The following is a 26,065-nucleotide window of genomic DNA, read 5'->3' on the forward strand; positions in this document are numbered from 1 at the left end:
ATATCTTGGATTTACTGGATACTTAATAATCAAACCTATAAATTTATGAGACAACTACTGATATTTATAATTGCATTTTTCTGTACAGGTAATGTCTATGCTGATTGTGCAGGAAATGGACTTTGGGTATTTCCAAAGGGAAATACTATTAAGCAAAATACAATATTTATCATTGAAGGTTACGCAAACAGTCAGGAAATTATTTTACAATTAAACAAAAAACATGACATCTATTTAAAAAGTGGACAACAGAAAATAAAACTTTTAGTTACAGAAACTTATGTGGGTCAATTTCATTTAACTCAAGCAATATTAAAACCTGAAAAGGAACTTAAAATAGGGCTTGAATATACTATGCATGTGGATAATTTGCCAGAATTTGAAAAATTTGGTAAGTACAATAATATCACTGAAAAATACGACCTAATAAAATATAAAACACTTCCCGAAAACGATCATGAGAAACCAAATCTTTCTTCGAAACCCAAAGAAATAAGTAAAGGACTTATCCATTTTGGTTGCGGTCCTTCTATTGAAGTCGTTTTTACAAATCCAGCCAAAGACAAATCAGAAATAGTAATTAAAACGACAGTTAAAAACTTAAAAACCAAAAAAGAAACCACATATTATATTCAACCTGATGGCAAAAAAATTGTGATTGGACATGGTATGTGTTCAGGAGCTTTTAACTTTGAAAATGGAAATAATTTTGAGGTAGAATTTTCATTTATGGATGCCTCCGGAAATTCAACAGTCTGGGCAGGACAAAGAATAAAATTCACGAAACCAACAAAAGAAACAGATTATCATGAAGATTAAAAAAAACTAAGCCATTGCGGTTTTCTTATTAAAATTCTTTCGATTTCAAAATGATATGACAATGAAAATGCAACAGATAATATAATATACTACAGATAATTAAGCAGGATCAGAGAACTCTACGAATTTTTAGCGGTGTGGCTTCGTTATTGCGTTACGAAAAATAAAGCATTTTTAAATTTAAGATCAACGTTTGAAAAGTGATCAGATCTTAGATAAAATTTCTGAAATAATGTATAACACCACTAAAAAATATTATTATGCAATTTATTGAATTCAAAAAAGAACATTTTATTCTGGACAAAAAAAAAGGTAGATATCTCCTGGAAATTCCAAAAGATGAAATAGGTTTTGGAGATGTCAAATTACAAAAGAAAAATGATGATGGTACTCTTGCCGAGATAGATGCGGAAATCATCGATGATCTTATACAAATTAAAATCATCATGGAAAATCCACAAGATATAAGAGTTAATTTTTAGTTGTAGTAAAACAGCTTAAATCACAGAAGCCATGAAAAAAAATCATATTTCCAAGATATTTTTCGGCGCATTGTTTCTACCTTTCATATGCTACGGACAACAGGAATTGCATCAAAATTACTCACTGTTTAATCCAGTACCCCGATCCCTTATGAGGGAAATGGAAACAGATCGTCCAGATGTGACAGAATCTCCTTTTACAGTAGATGCTGGACATTTCCAATATGAAACGGACTTTGTAAGACTGATAAAAGAAAAATCTGAAATGCAAAAGACCAACACATTATTGATCAATCAGGCAAACCTTAAAATCGGACTTACCGGAAGTACAGCAATACAGATAGGTTTTCAGACTTATGGAAGGCAGAAAGAAATCGACATTGTTTCTGGAACTACAGAAGTAACGTATGGTTATGGTGACATAACTCTGAGAATTAAACAGAATTTAATGGGAAATGATAATGGGAATTTTGCTATAGCATTGTTACCTTATATTAAATTTCCGACTTCAAAATATGATGCAGAAAGTCGTTTTGAAGGTGGTCTAATTGTACCAATGAGCTACAAACTGCCGGGAGAGTGGAATCTGGGATTCCAAGTGGAAGTTGACAGACTTAAAGATCAGGATCAACCAAGCATGCACACAGAATTTTTGCAGACACTGACTCTAAGTCATCAAATCTTAAAAAATGTTGATGGGATTGCAGAAACTTATTATACTTATGATTTTAAAGCTCATCAATTCTCTAATTTTTTAAATGCAGCAATTCAGATGGAAATCATAAAAGACTTTAAACTTGATGCCGGAATTAATTATGGACTTCAGCATGATTCGGAAAAGCAATTCTTTATAGGCGCATCCTATCGTCATTAAAGAATAGAAAATAAGTATTTTTCAACTGAAATAACTTAGCAAAAATAACAACAGAAAATAGAATTCTCTTTCAAAATCTGAAAGAGAATTTTTATATTTAGAAAATAAATTATTTTTACTTTATTACTTATTAATGAAAAAAAGATGATCATTGTAGAACAAATTCAAGAATATATAAACACTCAATCCGAACCAAAACGCAGTGAAATGCAAAAATTGCATGAGAGCATTTTATACATAATGCCTGATTCAAAATTATGGTTTCTTGATGGTAAAGACAATGAAGGCAAAATTGTCTCCAACCCAAATATAGGATACGGTGTTCATACTATCAGATATGCAAATGGAACCACAAAAGAGTTCTATCAAATCGGGATCAGTGCAAACACAACCGGAATTTCTATCTATGTCATGGGGATTGAAGATAAAAAATTCTTGGCAGAGACGTATGGTAAAAAGATCGGAAAAGCGAGTATCAGTGGTTACTGCATCAAATTTAAAACACTGAAAGACATTGACATTAAAGTACTTGAAGAGGTAATTCGATATATAAATGAACAAAAATCTTAATTATAAAATTTAAGATTTTTTAATTTAAATTCTAAAACAAAAATCCCTCTCAAAACTGAAAGGGATTAGTTGTATAAAAAACTTTTAATTACATATAAGCTTCAATCGGCTCACAAGTGCAAACTAAGTTTCTGTCTCCGTAAGCTTCATCAACTCTGGAAACTGAAGCAAAGAATTTATGCTCTCTAACCCAGTCTAAAGGATAAGCTGCTTTTTCTCTGCTGTATGGTTTGTCCCAAGAATCAGAAATCACCAATTGCTCAGTGTGAGGAGCATTTTTCAATACGTTGTTTGCCTGATCAGCTTCTCCGTTAGCAATCTCATCGATCTCATGTTTGATAGCGATAAGAGCTTCTGCAAAACGGTCGATTTCAGACTTGCTTTCAGATTCTGTAGGCTCAATCATCAATGTTCCAGCAACCGGGAAAGAAACTGTAGGTGCATGGAAACCATAGTCCATCAATCTTTTTGCAACATCAGCCACTTCAATTCCTAAAGATTTGAACTGACGGAAATCTACGATACATTCGTGCGCTACTCTACCTTCTGTATTTGAATATAAAATAGGGAAATGTTCTGCTAAAATTTCCTTTAAATAGTTTGCATTTAAAATCGCATGCTCAGTTGCTTTTTTCAAACCTGAAGTTCCCAACATTTTGATGTAAGCGTAAGAAATATTAAGAATTAATCCAGAACCGTAAGGTGCAGCTGAAATTCCTTCGATCGCTTCTTTTGAACCTACTTTAATGTTAGCATTCGTAGGCAAGAAAGGAACCAAATGTTTTGCAACACAGATCGGACCAACACCAGGACCTCCACCTCCGTGAGGAATTGCGAAAGTTTTGTGAAGATTTAAGTGACAAACGTCTGCTCCGATGTTTCCTGGACTTGTATATCCAACCTGAGCGTTCATGTTTGCACCGTCCATATAAACCTGTCCGCCATGATCGTGAACCAATTGAGTAATTTCTTTAATGTTGGCATCAAAGAACCCGTAAGTTGACGGATACGTGATCATTACACAAGAAAGGTTTTCAGAGTGCTGTTCAGTTTTAGCTTTGAAGTCTTCGAAATCAATTTCTCCACTTTCAAGATTTTTAACAACAACAATCTTCATTCCTGCCATCGCTGCAGAAGCCGGGTTTGTTCCGTGTGCAGACTGAGGAATCAATACCACATTTCTGTGACCTTCACCTCTTGAGATGTGATATTCTCTAATCACCATTAATCCTGCATATTCTCCTTGTGCACCAGAGTTTGGCTGAAGAGAAGTTCCTGCAAAACCAGTGATTTCAGAAAGATCTTTCTCTAATTCTTTAATCATTTCCTGATAACCGCCTGCCTGATTTACCGGTACAAATGGGTGAATACTGCCCCATTCTGCCCATGATAGCGGCAACATCTGAGTCGCAGCATTCAGTTTCATAGTACAAGAACCCAACGAAATCATTGAGTGGGTTAGTGATAAATCTTTTCTTTCAAGACGCTTGATGTAACGCATCAATTCTGTCTCTGTATGGTATTTGTTGAATACTTCTTCCGTCAAAATCTCATCTTTTCTAAGATTTTCTTCAGGAATGCTGTATCCTTCTTTAATTTCTAATTTGAAAGTCTGTTTGTCTTTGAACTGAGCAAAAGAAGCCATCAAAACATTCAGTTTTTCCAGCGTTGTACTTTCGTTGATGGCAATGCTTATGACACCTTCTGTGAAATAGTTTAGGTTTAATCTGTGATCAAGCATCATTCTCATTAATCTTGCTTTCTCGTCTTCAGACATTACGATTTTTACCGTATCAAAGATAGGCTCTTCAACCGTTTGATAACCTAGCGCTTTCAATCCGCCTTTCAAAGCATTTGCTTTAAAGTGAATTTGGTCAGCGATGTAATTTAATCCTTTCGGACCGTGATACACAGCATACATTCCAGCCATAACTGCTAAAAGAACCTGAGCAGTACAGATGTTTGAAGTCGCTCTTTCTCTTTTAATGTGCTGCTCTCTTGTCTGCAAAGCCATTCTCAGTGCACGTTTACCGTACATATCCTGAGAAACTCCGATAATTCTTCCCGGAATATCTCTTTTGTAATCTTCTTTACAAGAGAAAAATGCTGCGTGAGGACCACCATAACCTAATGGAATACCGAATCTCTGCGAAGTACCAACTGCACAGTCAGCGCCCATTGATGCAGGAGATTTCAATTTAACCAAAGCCATAGGATCACAAGCTACAACAACCTGCAAATCTAATTTTTTGTATTCAACAATATCTTCAGTGTAATCTAAAACGATTCCGTTTTTACCTGGATATTGTAGTAAAACTCCATAGTAAGATTCGTCGAACTGGTGAGTTTTGTGGTCACCTTCAACGATTTCAATTGCTAAACCTTCAGCTTTTGTTTTTAAAACAGAAACGGTTTGAGGTAAAACCAAATCAGAAATAAAGAACCTATTAGCTCCTGCTTTTTTCTGATCTTTAGTTCTGTTGTTGAAGAACATGTGCATCGCTTCTGCGGCAGCTGTAGATTCATCCAACAAAGATGCGTTAGCCAAAGCAAAACCTGTCAAATCGCATACCACAGTCTGATAATTAAGCAAAGCTTCTAATCTTCCCTGCGCGATCTCTGCCTGGTAAGGCGTGTACGCTGTGTACCAGCTTGGGTTTTCAAAAATATTTCTCTGAATCGCCGATGGCAACAGGGTATTGTGATATCCAAAACCGATATAGCTTGTATAATCAGTGTTCTTTGCCGCCAATTCTTTCGAATGATTAAGCATCTGATATTCTGAAAGTGGTTCTGAAATGTTCAGATCATTTTCTAAACGGATTGATGATGGAATGGTTTGAGAAATCAATTCTTCGATACTTGAAACGCCCACTTTTTCCAACATTGCCTGTTTATCGGCTTCGTTTAGGGAAATGTGACGGCTCACAAACTGCTCTGTATTCATTTTTATATATTAGATTTTGTTTGAAAAAAAAGATTCGTAAAATTACGATTTTTAAAATGATTTCACAACCTAAGTGACTGTTGGAGATTGGCTTTTTGCAATTGGCTTTAAAATAGTGGTTTTGAATCTTCGTGATGTGTGATTGCAGGTGATAAAGTGCAATATATTTAAATCTTCTATCAAAACGATTTGGGTTGACAAATTGTTTTTTTTGAGGACCCTTTCATTAATGCTCTTTACAAATTTTGACACAAGGTGCGCTAAGTTTTTCTACTATTGACTGTTTTTAAGTTTCACAAAGCCGTTCGACTGCGTCGAATCTTCAATTTCACTTATAAAAGCTCGAAGTTTTGTAATAAAAAAATTAAGATACTTATGGAATTTAATGCAAATATATTTTCAAATCACCTGTCAATCAACATTTAAAGAAAGTTGAAATTTTATTAATTATATTTATTCTAAATTAATATATTTGCAGTATGAATATCATCACTCCGTTTAAAGTTCCGCCATTGACTCCGGTATTTTCTTTCAAGAATGAAGAAATGTTCTGTGGCGACAAGAAATCTTGCTGTAAAAAATTTAAAAAAGGGAAACGTTGCAAAAAATGCCCAGGAAATAAGAAACTGGCTTAATTCTTTTGGATGTAAGATGCTGGAAGATCGATGTTTTCGAGCTCTTAATTCTATGTAAAATTGCTTACCGCAAAATAAATGGCAATCGCAAGAATAATGATTCCCCAAATCAACAGCATAATCTTTGGATAGCCTCTTCTGTTGATGACTGTTCTAGGTTGTGATTTAAATAATTCCTCCGCTCTGTCTCTGAATTTTTCTCCATCAGATTCAAAAACCTCTGTTATTGTAATTCCCTGAACGACCGTTTTGTGCAAAAGTGAATTGGTTGCATGCAGCAACAGCTGGAATTTTCCGTTTTTAAATTCTGTAATCTTAAAAATTCTTTCTCCGTACGCCTTTTCCAAACCAAACGGTAAAACTTTCACAACATCGGCATTCTGTGTCTGCCACGTAATGATAATCTCCTCTCCTTTTTTCGCATGAATTTTATTCGCCGAAAAAGTCTTAATTGTAGGCGGAACGGTATATCTGAAACTTTTCTGTAAACTTTCTAAATTCTGATCATAGGTTATTCTTCTCCCTTTATCACTCAGCGTTTCATAGGCTTCCTGAATTTCTTTAAATCGGTCAGCAAAAAAATCGTCATTCTGGTTTTTATCGGGATGATACTTTAATGAAAGTTTTCTGTAGGATTTTTTGATGTCTTCATCCGAAGCATCACGAGAAATCCCGAGAAAATAGTAGTAGTCTTTCATTTTGCCTAACAAAAATAAGGATTTTGTTGATGTAACCCAAACGTAGCAATCTCTTTTTTAACGCAAAGTTCGCTAAGATTTTTTTAAATTCTTTGCGCATATTTTTCGTTCGCAAAGACGTTTCACTCAGCAAAGCAAAACTTATCTAGTAATAATAATCACCGTGTTTATCAATCCGCAGGAATCTAAGATATTTTTTAGATTCGTTGCCGGGATTCCTCCGGAACGACAAACTTTATGCTAATTTAAATGAATAAAAAATTCGTGCATTCGTGGCAAAAAAATTCCGACACATATTTGTATCGGAATTTAACAATTTCATTTAGTTACTTTCTAATTATGCTTCCGCAAAATCTTCTTTTCTAGGATCCTTTCTGCAGCATTTTGAAGCAAATTCCTTCTTGAACTTTCCTTTTAATTCTTGGTATTTCTCCTCATCCATTTCTCTGATTTTGTCTGCCAATCCGAAAGGTGATTTTTCTTTGATTCCGTATTCATTGAAAATACCTCTTACAAATCTTTTTCTTTCAATTACTTTTTTGGCAGCTATTGCAACTCCGGCAACGGCAAGTGCTCCAAGAATGCCTTTTAATACTGAATTTTTCATTTTCTTAAATTTTAAATTTTACTACTTCTGGTTTTTAAATATGTCTTACTAAAATCAAAATATTTAACGCAAAGTCCGCAAAGTTTTTTTTACCAGCTAACTGTTTTTAAGTTTCGCAAAGGCGTTCCACTCAGCTAAGGACACAGAGTTTATATTATTAACAAGACAACTACTTCCTTTTTTATAGAGACGAATTCGTTTTAGTTTTTACTTTACTACTTCAAAAATTTTAAACTATTCGTTATTTCTGTTAAAGAATCCGCTCGAACATTTCTGTCTCCACACTTCTTTGAATTTTTCTTTCTCCTCGTCAGACATTCCTTCCATTTTATGTTGCAGATGTTTCTCTTTCATATCTCTCATTCCTCTCCCGAATTTCCCGTGAAAACCTCCGAAAAGAATTTTACTCAACACCAAAATTCCCATCGCCTGCCAGTAATTGATACTTTTAACACCAATAACTTCTGGTAAAATGCAGTTCCAAAGCCACATGACAATTAATGCAACGGCAAGGAAAATCAAGGGCGGACATAAAATTAAAAGTGCCCAGCTTTTTTTATATTTATTGTTCATTTTATTTATTTCTAATTATTTAAATCTTCGTACAATTGTCTCAATCTGTTTCTCAAATGCTTCACTGCATAATTTTTTCTACTGATGATGGTTTTTATATTTTCTCCCTGTTCATCAGAGATTTCCTGTAAAGTTTTATCATTGAGTTCATTTTCCATGTAAACCAGTTTTTGTTTTTCGGGAAGTTCTTCTAAAGCTTCAAACAGTTTTTTCCAAATTTCATCCTGAAACATTTTCACATCGGGTCCGGCGCTGTCGTCCAACAACAAAATATCCTTTATCGAAAACGATCCGTCTTCATCTTCGTAGACAAAGTCTTCAAGGTTTTCGGTTTTCTTTTTTCGGTATTTATCGATGATTTTGTTTGATGTAACACGGTATAACCATCCGCCGACATTTACAATTTCCGAAAGATTGGTCAAACTGCTGAACTGATACCAAACTTCCTGCAGAATATCTTCCGCATCTTCGGTATTTTTCACTTTCGGGCGAATGAAAGACATCAGTTTTCCGCCGTAGTTTGATACGGTTTGCGAAATAATGTTTTCCTTTTCCTTCTGTGGCATTGTTATTTTCTCGGCAATCTCCATATTGCTATGACGATTGTACTTTTTGTTTTACTTTAATGAATGTAAAGATTTTTTTTGACATTACAATTTTTCGTTTGTTGATCGTGTTTTTGTCACAAGATTTTTTTTCGGGAGCTTACTTATCCGGCTATCCACTATTACTCCTCGCTCCTCCGCTTTCCCATTGCTTGCTGTGGGGTAGCCGTTTCTATCCGGGCTAAACAACCACCACGTCTCAGTTTTCTTTGAAAATTGATCCATCCCTCCAGAGGAGTGGAATTCTGTATGTTGAAATATTGTGAGAAATTGTGTTATTATTCAACAAAAAAACGGAAAGCAAAATACTTTCCGTTCCTTTTTATATGTTTCTGTTGAAGTTTAATTATTAAAATTTTGAGCGAAGAAACCCAGCATATATTTATACAATTCAAGTCTGTTAGGTTCTTTTCCAAATCCGTGTCCTTCATCGTATTTTACCATGTACGGAACTTCAAAGCCTTTATTTCTCAAAGCTTTTACAATTTGATCTGATTCATTAATATTCACTCTCGGATCATTTGCTCCCTGAACCACAAATAATGGCTTTTTAATTTTATCAATCTGAAAAACAGGTGAAACTTCTTTCGCAATTTTAGCTTCTTCAGGATTATCTAAATCGTACCATATCTGTTTTACCATTTCTTTGTACGGTTTCCAATATTCAGGGAAAGAATCAAAGAATGTAAAAATGTTTGAAACACCCACGTAATCAACACCGCAAGAATATAAATCCGGTGTTTTAATCAATCCCATCAAAGTGGCATAACCACCGTGACTTCCTCCATATATGGCAATTTTATCTTTATCTACCCAACCTTGCGAGATGGCATATTTTACTCCGTCTTCCACATCATCCATTGCTTTTCTGCCAATCTGTTTGTAGCCTGAATTCTGAAATTCTTTACCATATCCACCAGAAATTCTGAAGTTAACCTGTAAAGTTGCATACCCACGACTTGCAAACAATTGGGTCTCCGGATTGAATCCCCAATCATCTCTGATTCCCTGCGGACCGCCGTGAGGATTTACAATCAGAGGAACGTTCTGACCAGCTACAGCCGCTTTTGGCAATGTAATATAGCCATGAATGGTCAGCCCATCCCTGCTTTTGAATTCGATAGGTCTCATTTCTGCCATATCTTCTTCTTTCAACTGAGGCATAAGATCGACAAGAAGTTTTAATTTTTTAGATTTGGTGTCGTACTCGTAATATTTCCCGTACAATTTGTCACTGTCAACAACCACTAAAAGCTTAGAATCGCTGTCATCGGAAGAAACTACATAAAACTGTTTGTCACCAAATTCGGATTTCAACTGCGCATCGACTTCTTTATAAAATGGACTTACAGGAATGATTTCATTTTTGATTCCGTTATAACTGATATAATCCAACTCATAATTTCTGTTTTTACCAGCCATGCTTACAGAACCTACATCAAAAGTCGGATTAGAATAAACCTCTTTGATGACCGCATTTTTCTTTAAATCATACAGAACAATTCTTGATTTGTCGCTCTCCAGATTTGTAACAACATAAGCCTCATCTTTATTTTTTGAGTTATCATTGAACCTCATGATACTGAAAGTATCTTTCCAGTCTGTCGATTTAATAAGATCAAACTTACCCGATTGTAAATTCTTATAATAGGTCTTTGTTGTTAATCCGTTTTCTAAAATCGTATAGCCTCTCAAATTTCCCTCTTTATCAAAAAGATAGCCGTCAATAGGATTTTTCGAGTCTTTATTTTCAAAAAGCTGAGCCATTTCACCTGTTACAAAGTTTATTTTGAAAGGCTCAAAAATCTGCTTATTATTTTTATTCATGGTTACCACCACATAATCTGTATCTTTTATGATCTGCACCAAACCAATCGTTACACCATCGAAAGGAGTAAGGTCTTTAAGGTTTTTACCGTCAATATCGGCTGCGTATAAATGAAGATTTTCATTTCCGCTTTTATCCTGTGTATAAAAAAGACGTTGTTTATTTAGCCAGCCGTAACTTCTAATCAAATCCTCTTTTTCAACAAGTGCTTTAGTAATTTTTCCGGTTGCAAGGTCTTTGACATAAACATGATTCTTGCTATCCTTATCTTTTTCTTTATACGACAAATATTTCCCGTTTGGTGAGATTTTAAATTGTGAAGCCTTTGGTCTCGCAAAGTAATCTTCAACCTTGTATTTAAAATTCCCTTTATCATAGGTGATTAATTTTTCTAAGGTAGCCTTTGAGGAAACCAATGTTGGATCACCCGGTAATTTCGTTGTGGAAGTCTGTGCATTCATCATTATGGTTGAAATAACAACCTGAGCGGTCGCAAAAATTTTAGTATTAATAGTCATCATAATTATGGATTTGGTTTTAAAATAATCAATTATTTCAATAAATAATCTTATCTCTATTAGACAACTAAAAGTATAAAAATGTTACAACCATTTCTCTTTATTGTAAAGTTCCTATAAAATAAAAACGAAAAGTAAGATACTCTCCGTTTTTAACTATTTTAAAGATGATAAGTGATTTATTTGGCTTCAGCCAAATTTTTCACCACTTGCAAACCTTTGGTAAAACCATTTTGCATGTGCTCTTCCCAATCTTTCTCGGTCTGTACTTCTACATGAAGTTTGGTTTTACCATCATAGTCGATCAGTATATATTTTTCAAAGCAACCGCTCCACTGCTTGATTTCCATACTTTCGGTGTCTTCAACTCCATTTTCATCAACCATTCCGAGATGTTTAAAAATCATCTGATCCGGTTCTTCAATACTGTCGATGGTAGAAATCATCCCGGCACCTTCCGGATTTACAAAATAGGTTTTTCCACCCACTTTCCAGTCGGTTTTCATTTGCGAACCTGGACCAAAAAATTGGGTCCATTCGCTGTACGTTTCTTTTCCAAATAGAACATCCCAAACTTTTTGTTTGGATGCATCAACGATGATTTCGTATGATAATGTTTCCATAACTTTTATTTTTTTTGATTTTAATGTAAATATGAAGACTACTCACTTTCTGTACCAATGATACTTGTGAATATTCGTGTAGATAATCAGCTAAATTTGTACTTTATTATAATTGATTTTCAGCTAAATTTTTCACATTTTGAAGTGCGTTGGGAAATTTATCTTCAAAAAAGCCCTTAAACTCTTCAGAAGTTTTAATTTTTGCAATCAACTTTGTGCCTTCTTCAGTTTCTTCCAGCAAGTAAGATTCTGTAGCATCGCCCCAATCCTGAGGAACTTCAATTCCATCAAATATTTCTCCCAAATGAAGAAAAACCATTTCTTTATTAGGATCATTTTTAAGAACACGGCTGTACATTCCATTATTATTAGGATCAAAAAACTTCATCATGCTATCTTCTTCCCAAGTACCTACATAAAATGATCCTTTTGTGAAAGCGGAAGTCCATTGTCTGTAGCTCGTGTCATCCCACAAAACAGTCCAGACTTTTTCAGGAGTGGCATTAATTTCAATCGTAAATTCTAAGGTTTCCATATATTTTTTAGGTGTTAAGTGTTTAAATTAATCATCCCCCAACAAAATCGCCGCCGTTGATGTGAATAATTTCTCCAGTGATAAAACTTGAATCTTCAGAAGCAAGAAAAACGTAAGCTGGAGCAACTTCTGACGGCTGACCTGCTCTCTTCAATGGAGTGTCTTTCCCAAAAGAAGCAATATCTTCAAAAGTTTCTTTCACTAATGGCGTCCAGATAGGGCCTGGAGCAACTCCGTTCACCAAAATTTTCTTTGCAGCAAGATTTACAGAAAGTGATCGGATAAAAGTCGCAATTGCTCCTTTCGTAGCAGAATAATCAACAAGATGATCACTTCCGCGGTAAGCTGTAACTGAGGTTGTGCAAATGATTCTGCCGTTTTTACTGATTACATTCAAACAATCTCGTGTAAACGAAATCATTGAAATAATATTAACATCAAATGTTTTAGTAATTTGGTCGTCTGATATTTTTTCAACGTCTGTTTTCGGAAACTGAATTCCTGCATTATTGACTAAAACATCAAAGGTTTGCCACTGTTTCTTAATTCGCTCAAGACATTTGGTTCTAAACGTCTTTTTGGAAATATCACCCTTCATCAAAATACATTGCTGACCTTCTTTTTCAACCAATTTTAAAGTCTCCTTCGCATCTTGATCATTTTTCTGATAAATAATAGCTACGTCCGCACCTTCTCTTGCAAAGTGTACTGCCACTGCCTGCCCAATTCCGCTGTCACCACCGGTGATGATGGCTTTTTTGTTGAGTAATTTTTTACTTCCCAAATAATTTGTGCGGATAATTTCAGGATACAATCCGTCTTTCGGAACTTTCGATAATGATTTTGACTTGTTCTGCGTCTTCATAAGCAAATCTTTTTTCATTAATCCCAACAAACAGCAAGCCGAAGATGAAAAGGTAAGATGTTTTAAGCTTCCTTTAATCTTCCGCTCTCATCACCAAGTTTCCAGCGCGAAACTTAAGAATGATACGCTTCTTCCAGATTCTGAATGACAATTTTCTGCATTTTCATCATGGCCTGAACTACTTTCTGTGCCTTTTCCTGATCCGGATCACTCATTAACTGAATTAGTTTTTTCGGTACGATTTGCCAGCTCATTCCGTACTTATCCTTCAGCCAGCCACACATACTTTCTCTACCACCGTTTTCCGTCAACGAATTCCATAGATGATCGGTTTCATGTTGGCTCTCGGTCATCACTACGATAGAAATTCCTTCGTTGAAATCAAACTTGTGATCGTAAGAATTATCCATGCAGAAAAAGCTATAGCCATCAATCTCGAAGTGAGCATGCTGTACATTTTCCGGAACTTCATGAGTTTCATTTCCGACACCATCTCCATACTTCAACACACCGCCAATTGTTGAGTTAGGAAAAATATCAGTGTATAATTTCATTGCTTCAGCTGCTTTCCCGTTGTTTTCATGAATGAACATGAGTGTAGGAATCAGTTTCTGCTCGCCTTGTTTTTCACCCAAATACAATTGCCACGTGGTTCCAAATTGATCACGAACCCACCCGTATTTTTTACTCCAAGGGTATTCTCCAAGCTCCATCAATACTATCCCTCCATCTGAAAGTTTATTCCAGTAATTTTGAACCTCATCCTCAGTTTCACACAATACCATAAACGAGATTGAAGCATTTCGTTCAAACTGCGGACCTCCATTTAAAAGCATTAATTTCTGGCCAAAAAGTTCAATATTCATCACTACTGGAGTGTCAGCCGTGATCTTGCCATTGAAAACTTTACAATAAAATTCTGCGGCTTCTTTTGCGTCTTCATTGTGCCAGAGACATGGGAAAATATCATTGTTCATTGTTTTAGATTTTAGTACAAGTTCGTCAAATTTCATCACATATCGTATTGAAATTTTCAACAGAACTGTGTTTTTGGTTATATTATTTTAATGATGATTTAAAAGAAAAATGATTGTCTTTCATATAAATTTTCAGCCGCTGTACCGTGCTTTTTCCAAAACCATGAAACTGCATCAGTTCTTCTTCAGAATAATCGGCAAGCTTATCCAGAGAATCTATCTTTTCTCTTTCAAGCATTCTTCGCGCGGGCATTGCAATAACTCCTTTTAGAAAGTCATTTGAAACCTCATGTTGATCATTACAAACAGGACTTATATATTTTGCCATAATTATCAGATTGATCATGAGAAAAAAATTGCACTAATTATTCTCCACGTACTTGTGGAAATTATTCAAAATCGCATACCAACCGTCCCTCTGCATCTCTACAGAATTCTGTTTTTCAGGATCAAAACTGATCTTTACTTTCGTTGTATTATCATCTATTTTTTCAAAAACGATTTCTACATTCCTGCCGTCTTCCATATGGTATTTAATCAATTCGTATTCTACCACTTCATCGTAAATTCCAGCAAAATCAAATCCGAAACTCCCATCTTTGGCTTCCATTCTGTTGTTAAATTTCCCGCCGACTCTAAGATCATTTTCAGAACTGGGACATTCCCAGCTTTCGTGAGCAAAATTCCACTTCATGATATGTTTAGGTTCGTTATAGTAATCCCAGACTTTTTTTACCGGTGCTAAAATTGTAATATCTATTTTGATCTGATCCATTTGCTTTTGTTTTTTTGTATTAAGGTCACGGTAAATTCACTTACCATTTCATTCATTAAAGGTAGAAATATTTTTAGCCTTCGTAGCCTTGATCGGTAGAAAAATTGATCATCCAGTAAACACCAAATTTATCCTGAAAACTTCCGAAATAATCGCCCCAAAATTGATCTTCCAATGGCATTTCAATATTTCCGCCTTCAGAAAGTGCTTTGAATATTCGGTCGGCATCTTCTCTGGAATCCGGGAAAACAGAAACATAATTGTTATTTCCCACCGTAAGATTCTGTCCAAATGACGGTACAATGTCTGATGCCATCAGCAAATCGCCACCAACAGGAAGCGCAATGTGCATAACTCTGTTTTTCTCTTCGTCCGAAAGGTTCTCAGTTCCCGGGGCATTGCCCATCTTATGAATTCCACCAACGAATTCGCCACCGAAAACAGTTTTATAAAAATTGAATGCTTCTTCTGCTGTACCATCAAAATTGAGGTATGGATTTAATTTTGCCATGATTTTAAATTTAAGTTAATGTTGAAATTAAAGCTTAGTTATGGTTATTCTAATATTTCATATGCTCATCAAAGTCATACTTCATGCCTTCGTAGTTAAGGATCCTACGCATTAAACCAATCTGTCCGGATAGATAATCTTCCCGACCAATACACATTCCTACAAAATTCAGGAGGTTTTCTGGGAAGAATTCTATGTTCATTCCCATCGGGAAATCTTTATTTAAATCTTCATCTGTTGCTTCCAATAATTTATTGTAAACCAAAGGAGATATGTGATGAAAACTCTTTTTGAGTTGCTCAAGTGTTGGATATTTAAAGCTTTCATCCAACGCTTTTCCTTCAGAGAAATATTCTTTGAATTCAAATTTCTCCTTCAGTCCGAGTATATTTCCCAATGCGTAACGCATGTCGAGAAAATTCCCTACCATCCAAATGATATGATTCGTTCTGCCATCAATTCTTTTCAGCGCGTCTTCTTCTGAAATTCCGTTAAGAACCATGACAAAATTTTGACTGTGACCGCGAAATGCAGGAATAATAATGTCTAATTTTTTTGATTTTGGTGTATCCATTTTATTTGATTTTTTTTTATTTTACCAAAGGATTTCAAAGATTCACAGATGATAAGGGTTATTCGTGAAAACATTCTTTGAAATAGTGTCTGTTTTCTTTTGCCTACTTTATTTTATGGCTCCTTGTTTACCGAGAATCCGTCTCAGGTATCCAAACTGACCATTGTGATAAATTTCGTGAAGACATAATCCTGAAACATCATCAATCAGTGCAGAATCTATTGTTTCAAGGCTGGCGAGTCTTGTTTCCAACTTATTCTGAGATTCTTTTAAATAAGATTTTAATTCTTCAAAACTTATAAACTCATCTTTCCTGTTTAACGGAATTTCGCCTCTGTTGTAGAATGAAAAGTTGTCGTTATCCCAAACTGCTTCTTCACCCAAAACATGTAGAAATACATTTCTGATATAAATTAAATGTCCTAAAATCCAATTCATGCAGTTAGCTTCTCCATTAGGAAAAATTATAGATTCTTCATCAGAAACATCATTGATATTCATTGAAATTACTTTGTAATTGCTATTTACAAGGCATTCTAAAATTTCAATATCTTTTGATTTGGTTACCATTTTTTATCCTTGAGGAAGTTGTGATAGATCTGTAAACATCACATTCCAGCCATGACCGTTGATATCCCAGAAAGAATTCTGATACATCCACCCATGATCCTGAGCTTCCTCATGTTGGGTAGCACCGTTTGCAACTGCTGCATTGACGATATGATCAACTTCTTCTCGACTGTCCATACCAATAGCGACCAAAACCTGAGTGGTATCACCTTTCGGAACAGGTCTTTCCGAGAATGTCTGGAAAAATTCCTCTGTAAGAAACATGACAAACATATTTTCACTTAGATTAACGCAAACGGCGCTGTCATTGGAAATTTCTTCGTTGATTCCGAAACCTATATTTGTCCAGAATTCCTTTGTTTTTGGAATATCTTTCACCGGAAGATTGACATATATATAATTTGCTTTCATGATTGTTTTTTAATGATTTAATTTTAAAGTTTTGAGAATTTTTTATTCTGAGGGAATCTGAGAAACGTCTCCGTACATTACTTCCCACTGATGTCCATCGGGATCTGCAAATGCACTCTGATACATCCAGCCATGATCTCTCGGTTCACTGTATTCTGAACCTCCGTTTTCTGTGGCTATTTTCACTATTGTATCTACTTGATTACGGCTGCCGACACCAATAGCCAATAGTGTTTGCGTGGTCTGCCCGTTTGCAACCGGTCGGTCGGTAAAGGTTTTGAAAAATTCTTCCTGAAGAAACATGGTGTAAATATGATTTTCTTTCATAATCACACAAATTGCTTTCTCGTCCGAAAACTGTTCATTGATAGAGAAACCTAATTTCGTCCAGAATTCTCTTGTTTTCTGAACATCTTTTACGGGAAGGTTGACATAAATATCCGTGATTTCCATTTTGTAATTTTTTAGTGTTAAACTTTTAACCAAAATTACCAAGTCGGATTGAAAATCAACTTGCCATAAGGCAAGATTTAAACTTTTCTCGGATGTGAAACTATTTCTTTACGGATTCTGCTGAGTGAAGTGTCTGTAACACCGAGGTAGGAAGCGATTTGCTTTAACGGAGCAAATTGTACAACCTGTGGCTTCTGTTCCAAAAGATTGAGATAACGTTTCGTGGCCGATAGCGTAAACATTTCCACAGAACGCTGCTTATAGGCAAAAAGTTCCTGTGACATCCATGCTCTACCCCATTCACTGAGGTTCTGTATTTTATGATACAATTTCTGAAACGTATCGAAATCTATTTTTAACAACTCACAATCTGTAATGCAGACAATGTTTTCCTGTGTGGGAATTCTCTGAAAAAGTGAGGAAACCTCAATCACGATTTCATTTTCCACAAAAAAGTGTGTCGTAACGTCATTCCCATTAAAATCTGTTACAAATGACCTAGCCAAACCTCTCACTAAAATATAATATTCATTGGCCGTTTTTCCTTCTTCTAAAATAAATTCTCCCTTTTGAAAGACCACTTTCTCATGTGCCAGAAAGATTTCTGCAAGCTCTTCCTCGAAAAAGAAAGGAAAATCTGAATATACTTCGAAGGCTTTGCTGGTCATTGAATGAATATTTGTGTTAAAGTTTTAAAATTAAAATTTTTATTTGAATATTGGAGAGAAAATTTTCAGATTAGAACATCAGAATTTAAACAAAAAAAATACGCTTTTAATACGAACGCCTCGACAGGCTCAGCGTGACATCGCATAAAACAAAATATGATTGAAGTGTCAGGCTGAGCTTTTCGAAGCGTCATTTTATGCTTATTTTATTACAAGTTTAAAAAAGAGAAAGCTGAATCGGTTTTGATTTTGATGGCTTCTCAGCATCACCGAAGACAGTCTTCCCTCCGAAGCGCCATGAATTCTTACGTTCTTCTTCAATTACATCATTGATATCGAAATTAGGCGTAAAATTTTTCTCAGCCTCAGAAATGATGTTATGAAGTTTATTGATTGACTCTAACTTATCTGAATTCCCCAACTTAGATTTCTCAATTCCTTTCTTTAAAATATTGATTGTTTCGTCGTAAACATTGATCGGGACTGGAAACGGATGACCATCTTTTCCGCCATTGGCAAAGGAAAATCTTGCGGGATCTCGGAATCTTGACGGTGCACCGTGAATGACTTCGCTTACCAACGCGAGACTCTGTAAAGTTCGCGGACCAACACCTTTTAACAAAAGTAATTCTTCAAAATTTTCTGGCGGATTTTCTCTAGTCATATACAGAAGTGTTCCCAGTTTTTGCAAATCGACATCAGAAGCGCAAACATCATGATGAGCGGGTAGAATCAGATTGGCAAAATCCTGCATTATTTTCTCTGAATTGGTATGTGAAATATCTAAAATACCTTTTCTGCTGTCTAGAGCTTCATGAGCTGTTAAATTTAAAATGTGTCCACGGTTAATACCCTGAATTCCTTTGTGCGGTTCATCAACAAATGATTCCATATTTTCTGAATGCCAGTGGTAACGGCGTGCGGTTCCGTCTGAATCGTTCATTCCTTGCTGTACGACCGCCCAATTCCCTTCATCCGACAAAATAAAATTATGGAGATACAATTGATAACCATCCTGAATTGCGGTATTATCAACTTTTGCAGAAAGCTTGCTTGCCCGAACTAAATCAGTTCCATTTAAACCCGTTTTATCTGCGATAACAAGAAGTTCGTTCGGAGTTTCTTTGGAGAATCTGCCTTTTCCGCCACAAATATAAATACCGAGTTCTTTTGAATTTGGATTGATACTTCGTTTTAAAGCACCCATCACGGAAGTGGTGATGCCTGAAGAATGCCAATCCATTCCCATCACTGCACCAAAACTTTGGAACCAAAAAGGATCTGCAAGTCTTCTCAGAACTTCATTTTTTCCATAATCTGCTAAGATGACTTCAACGATGGAAAGTCCGAGCACGGCCATCCTTTCGTACAACCAAGGTGGTACTTTTCCGTAGTGAAGTGGTAAAGTGGCGGTTCCGGAGCGTTTCATTTTTTATGATTGATGATTGTTGATTGTTGATTGTTGATTGACGATTGATGATTGATGATTGATGATTGATGATTGATGATTGATGATTGATGTACAAAATTAAAGCCTTATAAATAAAATCTATAAGGCTTGGAACATATTTTTTATTTTTTAAATAAATTTTTTGGAGACCGGATCAGATTTCAGGAATTTCCTTTTTTCTGGAAATTACCAATTTTTAAAAACATATTCAGAATACCCAAAATTAATCCTGTTCCGACGGCTATCACTAAAGATTTTAGAAACAGATTTTTTAATGCTTCCTTATCTGAAAAGTCGATATCAAATAACCCGAAAACCAGAATTCCTGCAAAAAGTCCGGTAGAAACGGATATAAATGTCATTTTAAAATAGGTAGATCTGTTCGTCATTTTTTTAGTTTAATTAATTTTTTTTAATCTGGAGAAAACTCAACTCTAAAAGAAACTTTACACATAAATGATTAAATTTTAATGCTTGATAATTTCCTTTACAATTCCTCCCTGAGGTTCTCTTACGGTTTGGGTGAAAATAAATGCTTTCGGATCGATTGCCCGAACGATATTCTGTAATTTCCTGACTTCCAGACGAGTTACAATCGTAAAAATAATATCTGCTTCTGTACTTTGTTCAAAAGATTCTTTCATAAAACCTCTTTCTCCTTTATATACAGTGATTCCTCTATTCATCGTTAAAACCAAAGCTTTTTTTATTTCTTCGCTGTTTCCCGAAACAATTGTTACCCCCGTGTAAGCTTCAATACCTTCTATCACATATTTGGTAATCTGACTTGCTACCAGATACGTCATAATCGCATACAATGCGGTTTCCACTTTCAAGAAAACTGCGGCAATAATAAAAATGATGACGTTCATTCCCAAAATAATCTCGGTAATACTGAAACTGCTTTTTTTGAATGTTAAAAGAGCCAAAACCTCCATTCCGTCGAAAGTTCCGCCGCCACGCATGGATAAACCAATTCCGATTCCCATGAAAAATCCGCCAAACATAGCGACCAATAATTTATCATGTGTCATTTCCGGAAAAGGAACGAAAGAGATTGTTATAATAATTAATAAAATTGTCAAAAAGCTTCTGATAGCAAAATGTTTTCCAATCTGAAAATAGGCTAAAATGATGAAAGGAGTATTTAAAATTAATAAAACAACACCCAAATTCCAATGATAAACTTCGTGCATTAAAAGTGAAATTCCCGTTACGCCGCCATCTAAAAAGTGGTTGGGAACGAGGAAAGATTTTAGAGCAAAACTCGCAGAAATTACACCTAAAACGAGATAAATAATATCTGAAATGGTAAAAAGCGGGCCATGTTTAGTTGCTGAGCTCATAAAAGGGTTAGTCGTTTTTTAGTTTTGTTTTAATAATATTCAGGTTATCCTGTTTTTTGTCTTTCCTGCTGTTGATGGCAGTTTCGGTAAAATAATGATGGCTTTCCAGGAATTTTTCCTGCAACAGATTCCAGTCGCGTTCAGAATTGACGATTCCAAACATCGAAAGTTCTTCAAATAATTTGTCTCCAATGACAAAGAAATCGTTTCTCCCTAAATAATCCAAATCGGCATCCGCTAAAATCTGTTCCAAATGATTGTGCGGCGTCTGAGGAATTTTTGTTGCCATGATCATTCCTTTGATTTTATCGAGTTGCTCCTGAGAGTATCCGTATTCTAAAAGATATTCAGCTGCAATTTCGCATGATTTTTCTTCATGGTTTTTTGAACCGAATAAAAATCCTGTATCATGAAATAAGGCTGCTGTTTTCAGCAACAACAAATCTTCATCGTTTACCTCCTCAGATTTTGCAATTTTTTCGACAGAATCGATAACGTCTTTTACGTGCATCACGCTGTGATAGGAAAGATGCTCAGGGAGATTTTCTCTGAGTCTTTTTATTATTATTTTATTTAATTTTTCGTATTCCATATTTTAAAATAGAAAATGTGTTTCTTGTTTATTTAAACGCAAAGTGCGCAAGGATTTCTTTGAATGTTATTCTGCAAATTTACTTTCGCAAAGACGTTTCACTCAGCAAAGCCGACAAAACTTTTGTTGTTAATCCTTTTTAGTTTCAATCGCAAAATACATATCCATTTCGCCTTTTCCTTTTGTATGAATTTTACCTCTGTATTCGCATTGAACTCTATCTTTAACCAATTGATATGTCGATTCTGAGATATTTATTTTTCCCTTTTCGCTGTTCTGTTCCATTCTAGCCGCTGTGTTTACAGTGTCTCCCCAAATATCGTAAGCGAATTTTTTCACTCCGACAATCCCTGCAATCAAAGATCCTGAATTAATTCCGATTCTTATATCAAGAGCTTCCGGATGCGTCTTTTTCCTTTCCTGAATAAAATCAATAATATCCAAAGCTACCAAAACAGTCTGATAGGCATGGCATTCATTTTTAAGCGGCAAACCGCAAACCGCCAGATAGGCATCACCGATCGTTTTAATTTTTTCCAAACCATGCTTTTCCATGATTAAATCGAAAGCCGTGAAGCATTCATTAAGCTCAACCAGCATTTTCTCTGCCCCCATTTTCTCAGAACTCTGGGTAAAATTAACAAAATCGGTAAATAAAACGCTTACTTCATCATAATATTTGGCTTCAGAACTTCCGTTTTCCTTTAATTCTTCTGCCACTTCATGAGGAAGAATATTGAGTAATAAATTTTCAGTCTTCTGTTTTTCTTTCTGCAATTCAAATGTTCTTTCGCCGACCTGCTTTTCTAATAAGTCATTTTGATCCTGCAGAATCTGTTGTTTTTCCTGTTCCTGTTTTAAATTAACATCAGAAAGTCGGTTGACTTCGTCCAACTGTTTTACCAAACTTAAATTGGTTGACGCAAACTGCCATCCAAGATAAGCTGAAATTGAAATTGGAAAACTTACAATAACCAAAACAAGCAGATACAATCCAAATTCATCACTTGAAAGCATTTGAGGAGTTGCAATATTTAATGATTCTAAAATATTAAAAATGATGATAAGAATAATAATTGCAAAGAATGTAAGAATTCCTCCACCAACAATATAGGCAGATTTTTCTCTTCTAATCATTGCTCTGATAATGAGATAAAGAGATTCAAACCAGACGAAAAACAGATAGAAAAAAACAGTACTTATTGCCGCTGCCGCACTGAAATAAAAGACAATAAGAAGTAAAGCAGCGATAACCAGCAAAATTTTTAATCTGATCTTACTTCTTCCAAACAAAGTATTGACAAAACCCGTAAGTGATGCCCCAAAAGCTACTATTGAAAGGAATGTAAAGAAACCATACGAATCTATACTTGCCGGATCATCCATTTCATAAAACAAAAGAATCATATAGCTCAACAGACCAATCGAGAGATTGTATATTGAGAAATACAGATTGTAAACCGCTTTTCTGTAAAACAAAAATAAGAGGAGATGAATAAAACCTAAAGCAGAAAAAACGCCACAAATGAGCATCGTGATGAAATTGAATCCTTCGGTCATTTCTACTTTTTCATCCAAAAACTCTTTGGCTGAAGCCAATTCTACGTCTAACACTACAGGACTGTAATTGATGATCATTTTCTTACCTCCAACAGCGGGTAAAAAACGAATGGCTAAAACGTTGACTTCCGTATTATTTAATGAGAAAAGTTCGGGAAGTTCATTTTTTATTTTAAATTCTCTTAAAGCTCCTTTTCCGATTTTTCCGATTGTTTCGATTTTTTTACCATTCAGATAAATTTCTGAAGCTCCAGTCTGTTTTATATCAAAACACAAAGATTTGTTAAAAGATGCGGAATCTATTTTAAAATAGTAACGAATCCAATAAACCTGATCTTTTTTGTATGATTTTTTTGAACTGATGTCCGTACTTTCCCATGCAGAATCATCGAATTTAGGCAATGCAAAAGCCTGATTATCACCTGCAATAAATTTACTTTCTTCAATGGCTGCACCTGATTCTATATCTTTTTCAGTAAAGATTCTGGGTTTATCAAAAGAATTTTGTGCAAAACATAAATTTTGTAATGCAATTAAAGCAAAAAATAAAAATGTAAAGAGTAGATTTTTTTTCACAATTATTAAAATTAAATTTGATTAACAAAATACATCTCCATTGCGCCCTTTCCTTTGGTCTCGATTTTTCCGCGATATTCAAAAGAAAAGTCATCCTTTATTATCTGGTACGTTGCTTCAGAAACATTTAATTTCCCTAAAGAACTGTTCTGCTCCATTCTTGCCGCTGTATTTACTGTATCTCCCCAAATATCGTAAGCGAATTTTTTTACTCCCACAATTCCTGCAATCACAGGTCCGGAATGAATTCCGATTCTTATATCCAAAGCATTGGGATTCTCCTGTTTGCGATGCTGAATATAAGAAAGAATTTCCAGACTTGCATTCACCGCATTTTTTGCGTGTTGATCGTTAGACACCGGCAAACCACTTACCGCTAAATAAGCGTCACCAATGGTTTTTATCTTTTCTAAATTGTATTTCTCCATGATTCTGTCAAACTCTGTAAAGCAGATATTCAGCTCATTGAGAACTTCCTGTACACCAATTCTTTCTGAATTCGCTGTAAAGTTGACGAAATCTGTAAATAAAACCGAAACTTCATCATAGTGTTTTGCATTGGTTTTTCCTTTTTCTTTAAGCTCTTCAGCAACTTCGTAGGGAAGAATATTCAGCAACAAATCATCAGATTTTTGTTTTTCTTCAGCGATTTTTTTGTTGTCTTTCCGTTTCTGATTATAAGAAAACCCTGCAAAGCCTAATAAGAGAAGTGATAATCCGGCTCCGACTGCCCACATATTTTTCTGAGTCTTAGAACTTTCTAAATCAGCTTTGGCAACGGCATCTTTTTTCTCCTGATTGATATTCGCTAACTTCTTCTCCTGCATATATTTTTGTTCAGCCTCCTTTTTCTGGTAAGCATAACTAAGTTCAATTTCATTTCTCTTCGCATTTTCTTCCAATAAAAGTCTTTTTCGTTCTTCTTCTGTTTTTGCAGCCGCCTGTTTTTTCTCGTATTCAAAACGAAGTGCTTTTAATTCGATTTCTTGCTGAAGTTGGATCCGTTTGTTCTCTTCTTCGAGTTTTATTCTTGATCGTTCGCTGGCGAGTTCGGTTTGCGATTGTATATCATAAAGACTTCTCATGTTATCCAAACCGTATGTCTCTTCCCTTTTATCTTTTCCCTTTTTTAAGTAAAATAGAGACTTTTTATAATCTCCCAATTTTTCATAGGCTTCCTGCAAAATCTCATAATTTTGAATAAAAACTTCAGCAGGAACCACTGTTTTTAAATTCAAAAAATAATCTAAATTTTCAGACTGTTTAATTGTAAGTTTTTGAAGTTCCTGAGCTTTTGCAATGTCTTGACCAAAATCTGCTTCATCATCAATCAGAGTTTTCAGATCAATCAATCCCTTTTGGTGCGTAAAGTAACGATACATTGGATCTTGCTCCTTACTTAATTTTAAAGCTTTATTAATGTAGATCAGAGCATTTGTATACTCTTTTTGTTTATAATGTATATCAGAAAAATAGTAGTACACAAGCTTCAAATTATCATTCAACTGATGATTTTCAAAGTAATTTTTAGCATCATTTAAGAAAGGTTTTGCTGTCTCAAATTGTTTGGTTTCAGAGTAGATATTGCCTATCAACATTTTAGAATTCGCAACTTGTTGTTGGTTTTTATTCTTTTTTGCAATGCCAAGAGATTTTTGATAGTAGTCTAGCGATTTTTTAAAATCTTTATTTGAAAGATAGAAGCTCCCTGCGAAAAAATAAGCATCATATAAATATTCTGGAAAATTACTTTTTGTAAACTCAATGTATGTATTCAGAGATTTGTATGCATCTACAGCGCTTTCTTGCAAAAAGTTATTTTGAAACAATCTTTGATACGCCATCAAGACCACTTTTTTATCTTTAATTTTATTTTGACTATAAAGATTCAAAATTTGATTGCAGTAATTATTTGCTACTTCATTTTTTTTATTGACTGAATTTACGGTAGCTAATAAATAATAGACCAAGGCTCTTTTGTCGAAATTTTCAGTTTTATTGAGATACTTTTCTCCTTCAAGTAAATATTTTTCGCTGTTTACAAGATCCATTTTTTCAACTAGTAAACTACCAATAAAAAGATTCGTTCTTCCAATTTGTTCAGTATCATTTAATCTCTCATAAATAGGTAAGCTTAATTTTGAATAAGCTATTGCACTATCAGCTTTTTTATTATCTAAATATAAATTTCCGAGATCAACGTAGATTTTAGCTTTATTTCTGTCGCTATTTGCAAAAGCTAACTTACTTTTCAGTTCTAGAATCCCAGCAGAATCCTGCGCTTTGAAAACTGTATTTCCCGAAAAGAAAATACAGAATATTGCGATAGAGGTCAATTTATTTTTCAATAGCGAGATGGTTACGTTCACTTACAAAAATAAAAAAATCATTCTATTAAATAACAGAATGATTCAAATTGGTGA

The 26,065-nt window shown here is 34.9% G+C and carries 29 protein-coding genes; 5 read left to right on the top strand and 24 right to left on the bottom strand.

Going from position 1 to position 26,065, the window contains the following annotated elements:
• Positions 1-45: 45 nt before the first annotated feature.
• From AR685_RS02940 to AR685_RS02955, 4 genes are all read left to right on the top strand, one after another.
• Complete coding sequence (locus AR685_RS02940; RefSeq protein WP_047446205.1) at positions 46-819, top strand: hypothetical protein; 774 nt, start codon at positions 46-48, stop codon at positions 817-819.
• A gap of 260 nt (positions 820-1,079) precedes the next feature.
• Positions 1,080-1,301 (top strand): hypothetical protein, encoded by a 222-nt coding sequence (locus AR685_RS02945; RefSeq protein WP_047446204.1) that lies wholly within the window; start codon positions 1,080-1,082, stop codon positions 1,299-1,301.
• 31 nt (positions 1,302-1,332) lie between these two features.
• Positions 1,333-2,175, top strand: a complete 843-nt coding sequence (locus AR685_RS02950; protein WP_047446201.1) for a transporter — start codon at positions 1,333-1,335, stop codon at positions 2,173-2,175.
• Between the two features lie 207 nt (positions 2,176-2,382).
• On the top strand, positions 2,383-2,745 hold the full coding sequence (locus AR685_RS02955; RefSeq protein ID WP_228376376.1) for a DUF1801 domain-containing protein: 363 nt from the start codon (positions 2,383-2,385) through the stop codon (positions 2,743-2,745).
• An 88-nt stretch (positions 2,746-2,833) separates the two neighbouring features.
• Here AR685_RS02955 and gcvP read toward each other — a convergent pair whose 3' ends face one another.
• Entirely contained in the window at positions 2,834-5,692 is a 2,859-nt protein-coding gene (gcvP, locus tag AR685_RS02960) for an aminomethyl-transferring glycine dehydrogenase (protein ID WP_059123665.1), read from the bottom strand.
• Positions 5,693-6,171: 479 nt separating this feature from the next.
• Between gcvP and AR685_RS18050 the strand changes: the two genes are divergently transcribed.
• On the top strand, positions 6,172-6,327 hold the full coding sequence (locus AR685_RS18050; RefSeq protein ID WP_164998597.1) for a hypothetical protein: 156 nt from the start codon (positions 6,172-6,174) through the stop codon (positions 6,325-6,327).
• Between the two features lie 50 nt (positions 6,328-6,377).
• Here the strand turns inward: AR685_RS18050 and AR685_RS02965 are convergent, their stop codons facing one another.
• The 23 genes from AR685_RS02965 to AR685_RS03080 all read right to left on the bottom strand — a co-directional run bounded on the left by AR685_RS02965 (position 6,378) and on the right by AR685_RS03080 (position 25,990).
• The gene (locus AR685_RS02965; RefSeq protein ID WP_047446195.1) at positions 6,378-7,025 is read right to left on the bottom strand and encodes a DnaJ domain-containing protein; all 648 of its coding nucleotides are present in this window, start codon (positions 7,023-7,025) and stop codon (positions 6,378-6,380) included.
• A 337-nt stretch (positions 7,026-7,362) separates the two neighbouring features.
• Positions 7,363-7,632, bottom strand: coding sequence for a hypothetical protein (locus AR685_RS02970; RefSeq protein WP_047446192.1), 270 nt, complete (start codon positions 7,630-7,632; stop codon positions 7,363-7,365).
• A 234-nt stretch (positions 7,633-7,866) separates the two neighbouring features.
• A complete protein-coding gene (locus AR685_RS02975; RefSeq protein ID WP_047446190.1) occupies positions 7,867-8,205 on the bottom strand; it encodes a hypothetical protein in 339 nt (112 codons plus the stop codon).
• 11 nt (positions 8,206-8,216) lie between these two features.
• Positions 8,217-8,771 carry an RNA polymerase sigma factor gene (locus AR685_RS02980; protein WP_117584617.1) on the bottom strand — a complete coding sequence of 185 codons (555 nt, stop codon included), beginning with the start codon at positions 8,769-8,771 and terminating at the stop codon, positions 8,217-8,219.
• Between the two features lie 381 nt (positions 8,772-9,152).
• Positions 9,153-11,156, bottom strand: a complete 2,004-nt coding sequence (locus tag AR685_RS02990) for an alpha/beta hydrolase family protein (RefSeq protein ID WP_059123668.1) — start codon at positions 11,154-11,156, stop codon at positions 9,153-9,155.
• A 179-nt stretch (positions 11,157-11,335) separates the two neighbouring features.
• Positions 11,336-11,779 carry an SRPBCC family protein gene (locus AR685_RS02995; protein WP_047446186.1) on the bottom strand — a complete coding sequence of 148 codons (444 nt, stop codon included), beginning with the start codon at positions 11,777-11,779 and terminating at the stop codon, positions 11,336-11,338.
• A 106-nt stretch (positions 11,780-11,885) separates the two neighbouring features.
• Positions 11,886-12,314, bottom strand: coding sequence for an SRPBCC domain-containing protein (locus tag AR685_RS03000; protein ID WP_047446184.1), 429 nt, complete (start codon positions 12,312-12,314; stop codon positions 11,886-11,888).
• A 31-nt stretch (positions 12,315-12,345) separates the two neighbouring features.
• Positions 12,346-13,179 (bottom strand): SDR family oxidoreductase, encoded by an 834-nt coding sequence (locus tag AR685_RS03005; protein WP_059123772.1) that lies wholly within the window; start codon positions 13,177-13,179, stop codon positions 12,346-12,348.
• A gap of 113 nt (positions 13,180-13,292) precedes the next feature.
• The gene (locus AR685_RS03010; protein ID WP_228376377.1) at positions 13,293-14,216 is read right to left on the bottom strand and encodes a VOC family protein; all 924 of its coding nucleotides are present in this window, start codon (positions 14,214-14,216) and stop codon (positions 13,293-13,295) included.
• 22 nt (positions 14,217-14,238) lie between these two features.
• A complete protein-coding gene (locus AR685_RS03015) occupies positions 14,239-14,484 on the bottom strand; it encodes a helix-hairpin-helix domain-containing protein (RefSeq protein WP_228376378.1) in 246 nt (81 codons plus the stop codon).
• Positions 14,485-14,517: 33 nt separating this feature from the next.
• A complete protein-coding gene (locus tag AR685_RS03020) occupies positions 14,518-14,931 on the bottom strand; it encodes an SRPBCC family protein (RefSeq protein ID WP_047446179.1) in 414 nt (137 codons plus the stop codon).
• A gap of 73 nt (positions 14,932-15,004) precedes the next feature.
• Positions 15,005-15,442 (bottom strand): VOC family protein, encoded by a 438-nt coding sequence (locus tag AR685_RS03025; RefSeq protein WP_047446177.1) that lies wholly within the window; start codon positions 15,440-15,442, stop codon positions 15,005-15,007.
• Positions 15,443-15,491: 49 nt separating this feature from the next.
• Complete coding sequence (locus tag AR685_RS03030; protein ID WP_047446175.1) at positions 15,492-16,016, bottom strand: hypothetical protein; 525 nt, start codon at positions 16,014-16,016, stop codon at positions 15,492-15,494.
• Positions 16,017-16,124: 108 nt separating this feature from the next.
• Positions 16,125-16,586 (bottom strand): hypothetical protein, encoded by a 462-nt coding sequence (locus tag AR685_RS03035; protein ID WP_059123669.1) that lies wholly within the window; start codon positions 16,584-16,586, stop codon positions 16,125-16,127.
• A gap of 3 nt (positions 16,587-16,589) precedes the next feature.
• Positions 16,590-16,997 carry a VOC family protein gene (locus tag AR685_RS03040; protein WP_059123670.1) on the bottom strand — a complete coding sequence of 136 codons (408 nt, stop codon included), beginning with the start codon at positions 16,995-16,997 and terminating at the stop codon, positions 16,590-16,592.
• 42 nt (positions 16,998-17,039) lie between these two features.
• On the bottom strand, positions 17,040-17,450 hold the full coding sequence (locus AR685_RS03045; RefSeq protein ID WP_059123671.1) for a VOC family protein: 411 nt from the start codon (positions 17,448-17,450) through the stop codon (positions 17,040-17,042).
• 77 nt (positions 17,451-17,527) lie between these two features.
• Positions 17,528-18,118 (bottom strand): Crp/Fnr family transcriptional regulator, encoded by a 591-nt coding sequence (locus AR685_RS03050; protein ID WP_059123672.1) that lies wholly within the window; start codon positions 18,116-18,118, stop codon positions 17,528-17,530.
• A gap of 217 nt (positions 18,119-18,335) precedes the next feature.
• The gene (locus tag AR685_RS03055; RefSeq protein WP_059123673.1) at positions 18,336-19,547 is read right to left on the bottom strand and encodes a DUF763 domain-containing protein; all 1,212 of its coding nucleotides are present in this window, start codon (positions 19,545-19,547) and stop codon (positions 18,336-18,338) included.
• Positions 19,548-19,729: 182 nt separating this feature from the next.
• Entirely contained in the window at positions 19,730-19,957 is a 228-nt protein-coding gene (locus tag AR685_RS03060; protein WP_047446166.1) for a hypothetical protein, read from the bottom strand.
• Between the two features lie 78 nt (positions 19,958-20,035).
• Complete coding sequence (locus AR685_RS03065; RefSeq protein ID WP_047446164.1) at positions 20,036-20,914, bottom strand: YitT family protein; 879 nt, start codon at positions 20,912-20,914, stop codon at positions 20,036-20,038.
• 7 nt (positions 20,915-20,921) lie between these two features.
• On the bottom strand, positions 20,922-21,506 hold the full coding sequence (locus tag AR685_RS03070) for an HD domain-containing protein (protein WP_047446163.1): 585 nt from the start codon (positions 21,504-21,506) through the stop codon (positions 20,922-20,924).
• Between the two features lie 129 nt (positions 21,507-21,635).
• Positions 21,636-23,642 carry an adenylate/guanylate cyclase domain-containing protein gene (locus AR685_RS03075; protein WP_052188036.1) on the bottom strand — a complete coding sequence of 669 codons (2,007 nt, stop codon included), beginning with the start codon at positions 23,640-23,642 and terminating at the stop codon, positions 21,636-21,638.
• A gap of 11 nt (positions 23,643-23,653) precedes the next feature.
• Positions 23,654-25,990 carry an adenylate/guanylate cyclase domain-containing protein gene (locus AR685_RS03080; protein ID WP_052188035.1) on the bottom strand — a complete coding sequence of 779 codons (2,337 nt, stop codon included), beginning with the start codon at positions 25,988-25,990 and terminating at the stop codon, positions 23,654-23,656.
• Between the last annotated feature and the right edge of the window lie 75 nt (positions 25,991-26,065).

It is taken from the genome of Chryseobacterium sp. JAH (genome assembly GCF_001507335.1).
Classification (GTDB): Bacteria; Bacteroidota; Bacteroidia; order Flavobacteriales; family Weeksellaceae; genus Chryseobacterium.

Coding starts and splice junctions, on each gene's coding strand:
- AR685_RS02940 (WP_047446205.1), top strand. CDS start 46: ATGAGACAACTACTGATATTTATAATTGCATTTTTCTGTACAGGTAAT.
- AR685_RS02945 (WP_047446204.1), top strand. CDS start 1,080: ATGCAATTTATTGAATTCAAAAAAGAACATTTTATTCTGGACAAAAAA.
- AR685_RS02950 (WP_047446201.1), top strand. CDS start 1,333: ATGAAAAAAAATCATATTTCCAAGATATTTTTCGGCGCATTGTTTCTA.
- AR685_RS02955 (WP_228376376.1), top strand. CDS start 2,383: ATGCAAAAATTGCATGAGAGCATTTTATACATAATGCCTGATTCAAAA.
- gcvP (WP_059123665.1), bottom strand. CDS start 5,692: ATGAATACAGAGCAGTTTGTGAGCCGTCACATTTCCCTAAACGAAGCC.
- AR685_RS18050 (WP_164998597.1), top strand. CDS start 6,172: ATGAATATCATCACTCCGTTTAAAGTTCCGCCATTGACTCCGGTATTT.
- AR685_RS02965 (WP_047446195.1), bottom strand. CDS start 7,025: ATGAAAGACTACTACTATTTTCTCGGGATTTCTCGTGATGCTTCGGAT.
- AR685_RS02970 (WP_047446192.1), bottom strand. CDS start 7,632: ATGAAAAATTCAGTATTAAAAGGCATTCTTGGAGCACTTGCCGTTGCC.
- AR685_RS02975 (WP_047446190.1), bottom strand. CDS start 8,205: ATGAACAATAAATATAAAAAAAGCTGGGCACTTTTAATTTTATGTCCG.
- AR685_RS02980 (WP_117584617.1), bottom strand. CDS start 8,771: ATGCCACAGAAGGAAAAGGAAAACATTATTTCGCAAACCGTATCAAAC.
- AR685_RS02990 (WP_059123668.1), bottom strand. CDS start 11,156: ATGACTATTAATACTAAAATTTTTGCGACCGCTCAGGTTGTTATTTCA.
- AR685_RS02995 (WP_047446186.1), bottom strand. CDS start 11,779: ATGGAAACATTATCATACGAAATCATCGTTGATGCATCCAAACAAAAA.
- AR685_RS03000 (WP_047446184.1), bottom strand. CDS start 12,314: ATGGAAACCTTAGAATTTACGATTGAAATTAATGCCACTCCTGAAAAA.
- AR685_RS03005 (WP_059123772.1), bottom strand. CDS start 13,179: ATGAAGACGCAGAACAAGTCAAAATCATTATCGAAAGTTCCGAAAGAC.
- AR685_RS03015 (WP_228376378.1), bottom strand. CDS start 14,484: ATGGCAAAATATATAAGTCCTGTTTGTAATGATCAACATGAGGTTTCA.
- AR685_RS03020 (WP_047446179.1), bottom strand. CDS start 14,931: ATGGATCAGATCAAAATAGATATTACAATTTTAGCACCGGTAAAAAAA.
- AR685_RS03025 (WP_047446177.1), bottom strand. CDS start 15,442: ATGGCAAAATTAAATCCATACCTCAATTTTGATGGTACAGCAGAAGAA.
- AR685_RS03030 (WP_047446175.1), bottom strand. CDS start 16,016: ATGGATACACCAAAATCAAAAAAATTAGACATTATTATTCCTGCATTT.
- AR685_RS03035 (WP_059123669.1), bottom strand. CDS start 16,586: ATGGTAACCAAATCAAAAGATATTGAAATTTTAGAATGCCTTGTAAAT.
- AR685_RS03040 (WP_059123670.1), bottom strand. CDS start 16,997: ATGAAAGCAAATTATATATATGTCAATCTTCCGGTGAAAGATATTCCA.
- AR685_RS03045 (WP_059123671.1), bottom strand. CDS start 17,450: ATGGAAATCACGGATATTTATGTCAACCTTCCCGTAAAAGATGTTCAG.
- AR685_RS03050 (WP_059123672.1), bottom strand. CDS start 18,118: ATGACCAGCAAAGCCTTCGAAGTATATTCAGATTTTCCTTTCTTTTTC.
- AR685_RS03055 (WP_059123673.1), bottom strand. CDS start 19,547: ATGAAACGCTCCGGAACCGCCACTTTACCACTTCACTACGGAAAAGTA.
- AR685_RS03060 (WP_047446166.1), bottom strand. CDS start 19,957: ATGACGAACAGATCTACCTATTTTAAAATGACATTTATATCCGTTTCT.
- AR685_RS03065 (WP_047446164.1), bottom strand. CDS start 20,914: ATGAGCTCAGCAACTAAACATGGCCCGCTTTTTACCATTTCAGATATT.
- AR685_RS03070 (WP_047446163.1), bottom strand. CDS start 21,506: ATGGAATACGAAAAATTAAATAAAATAATAATAAAAAGACTCAGAGAA.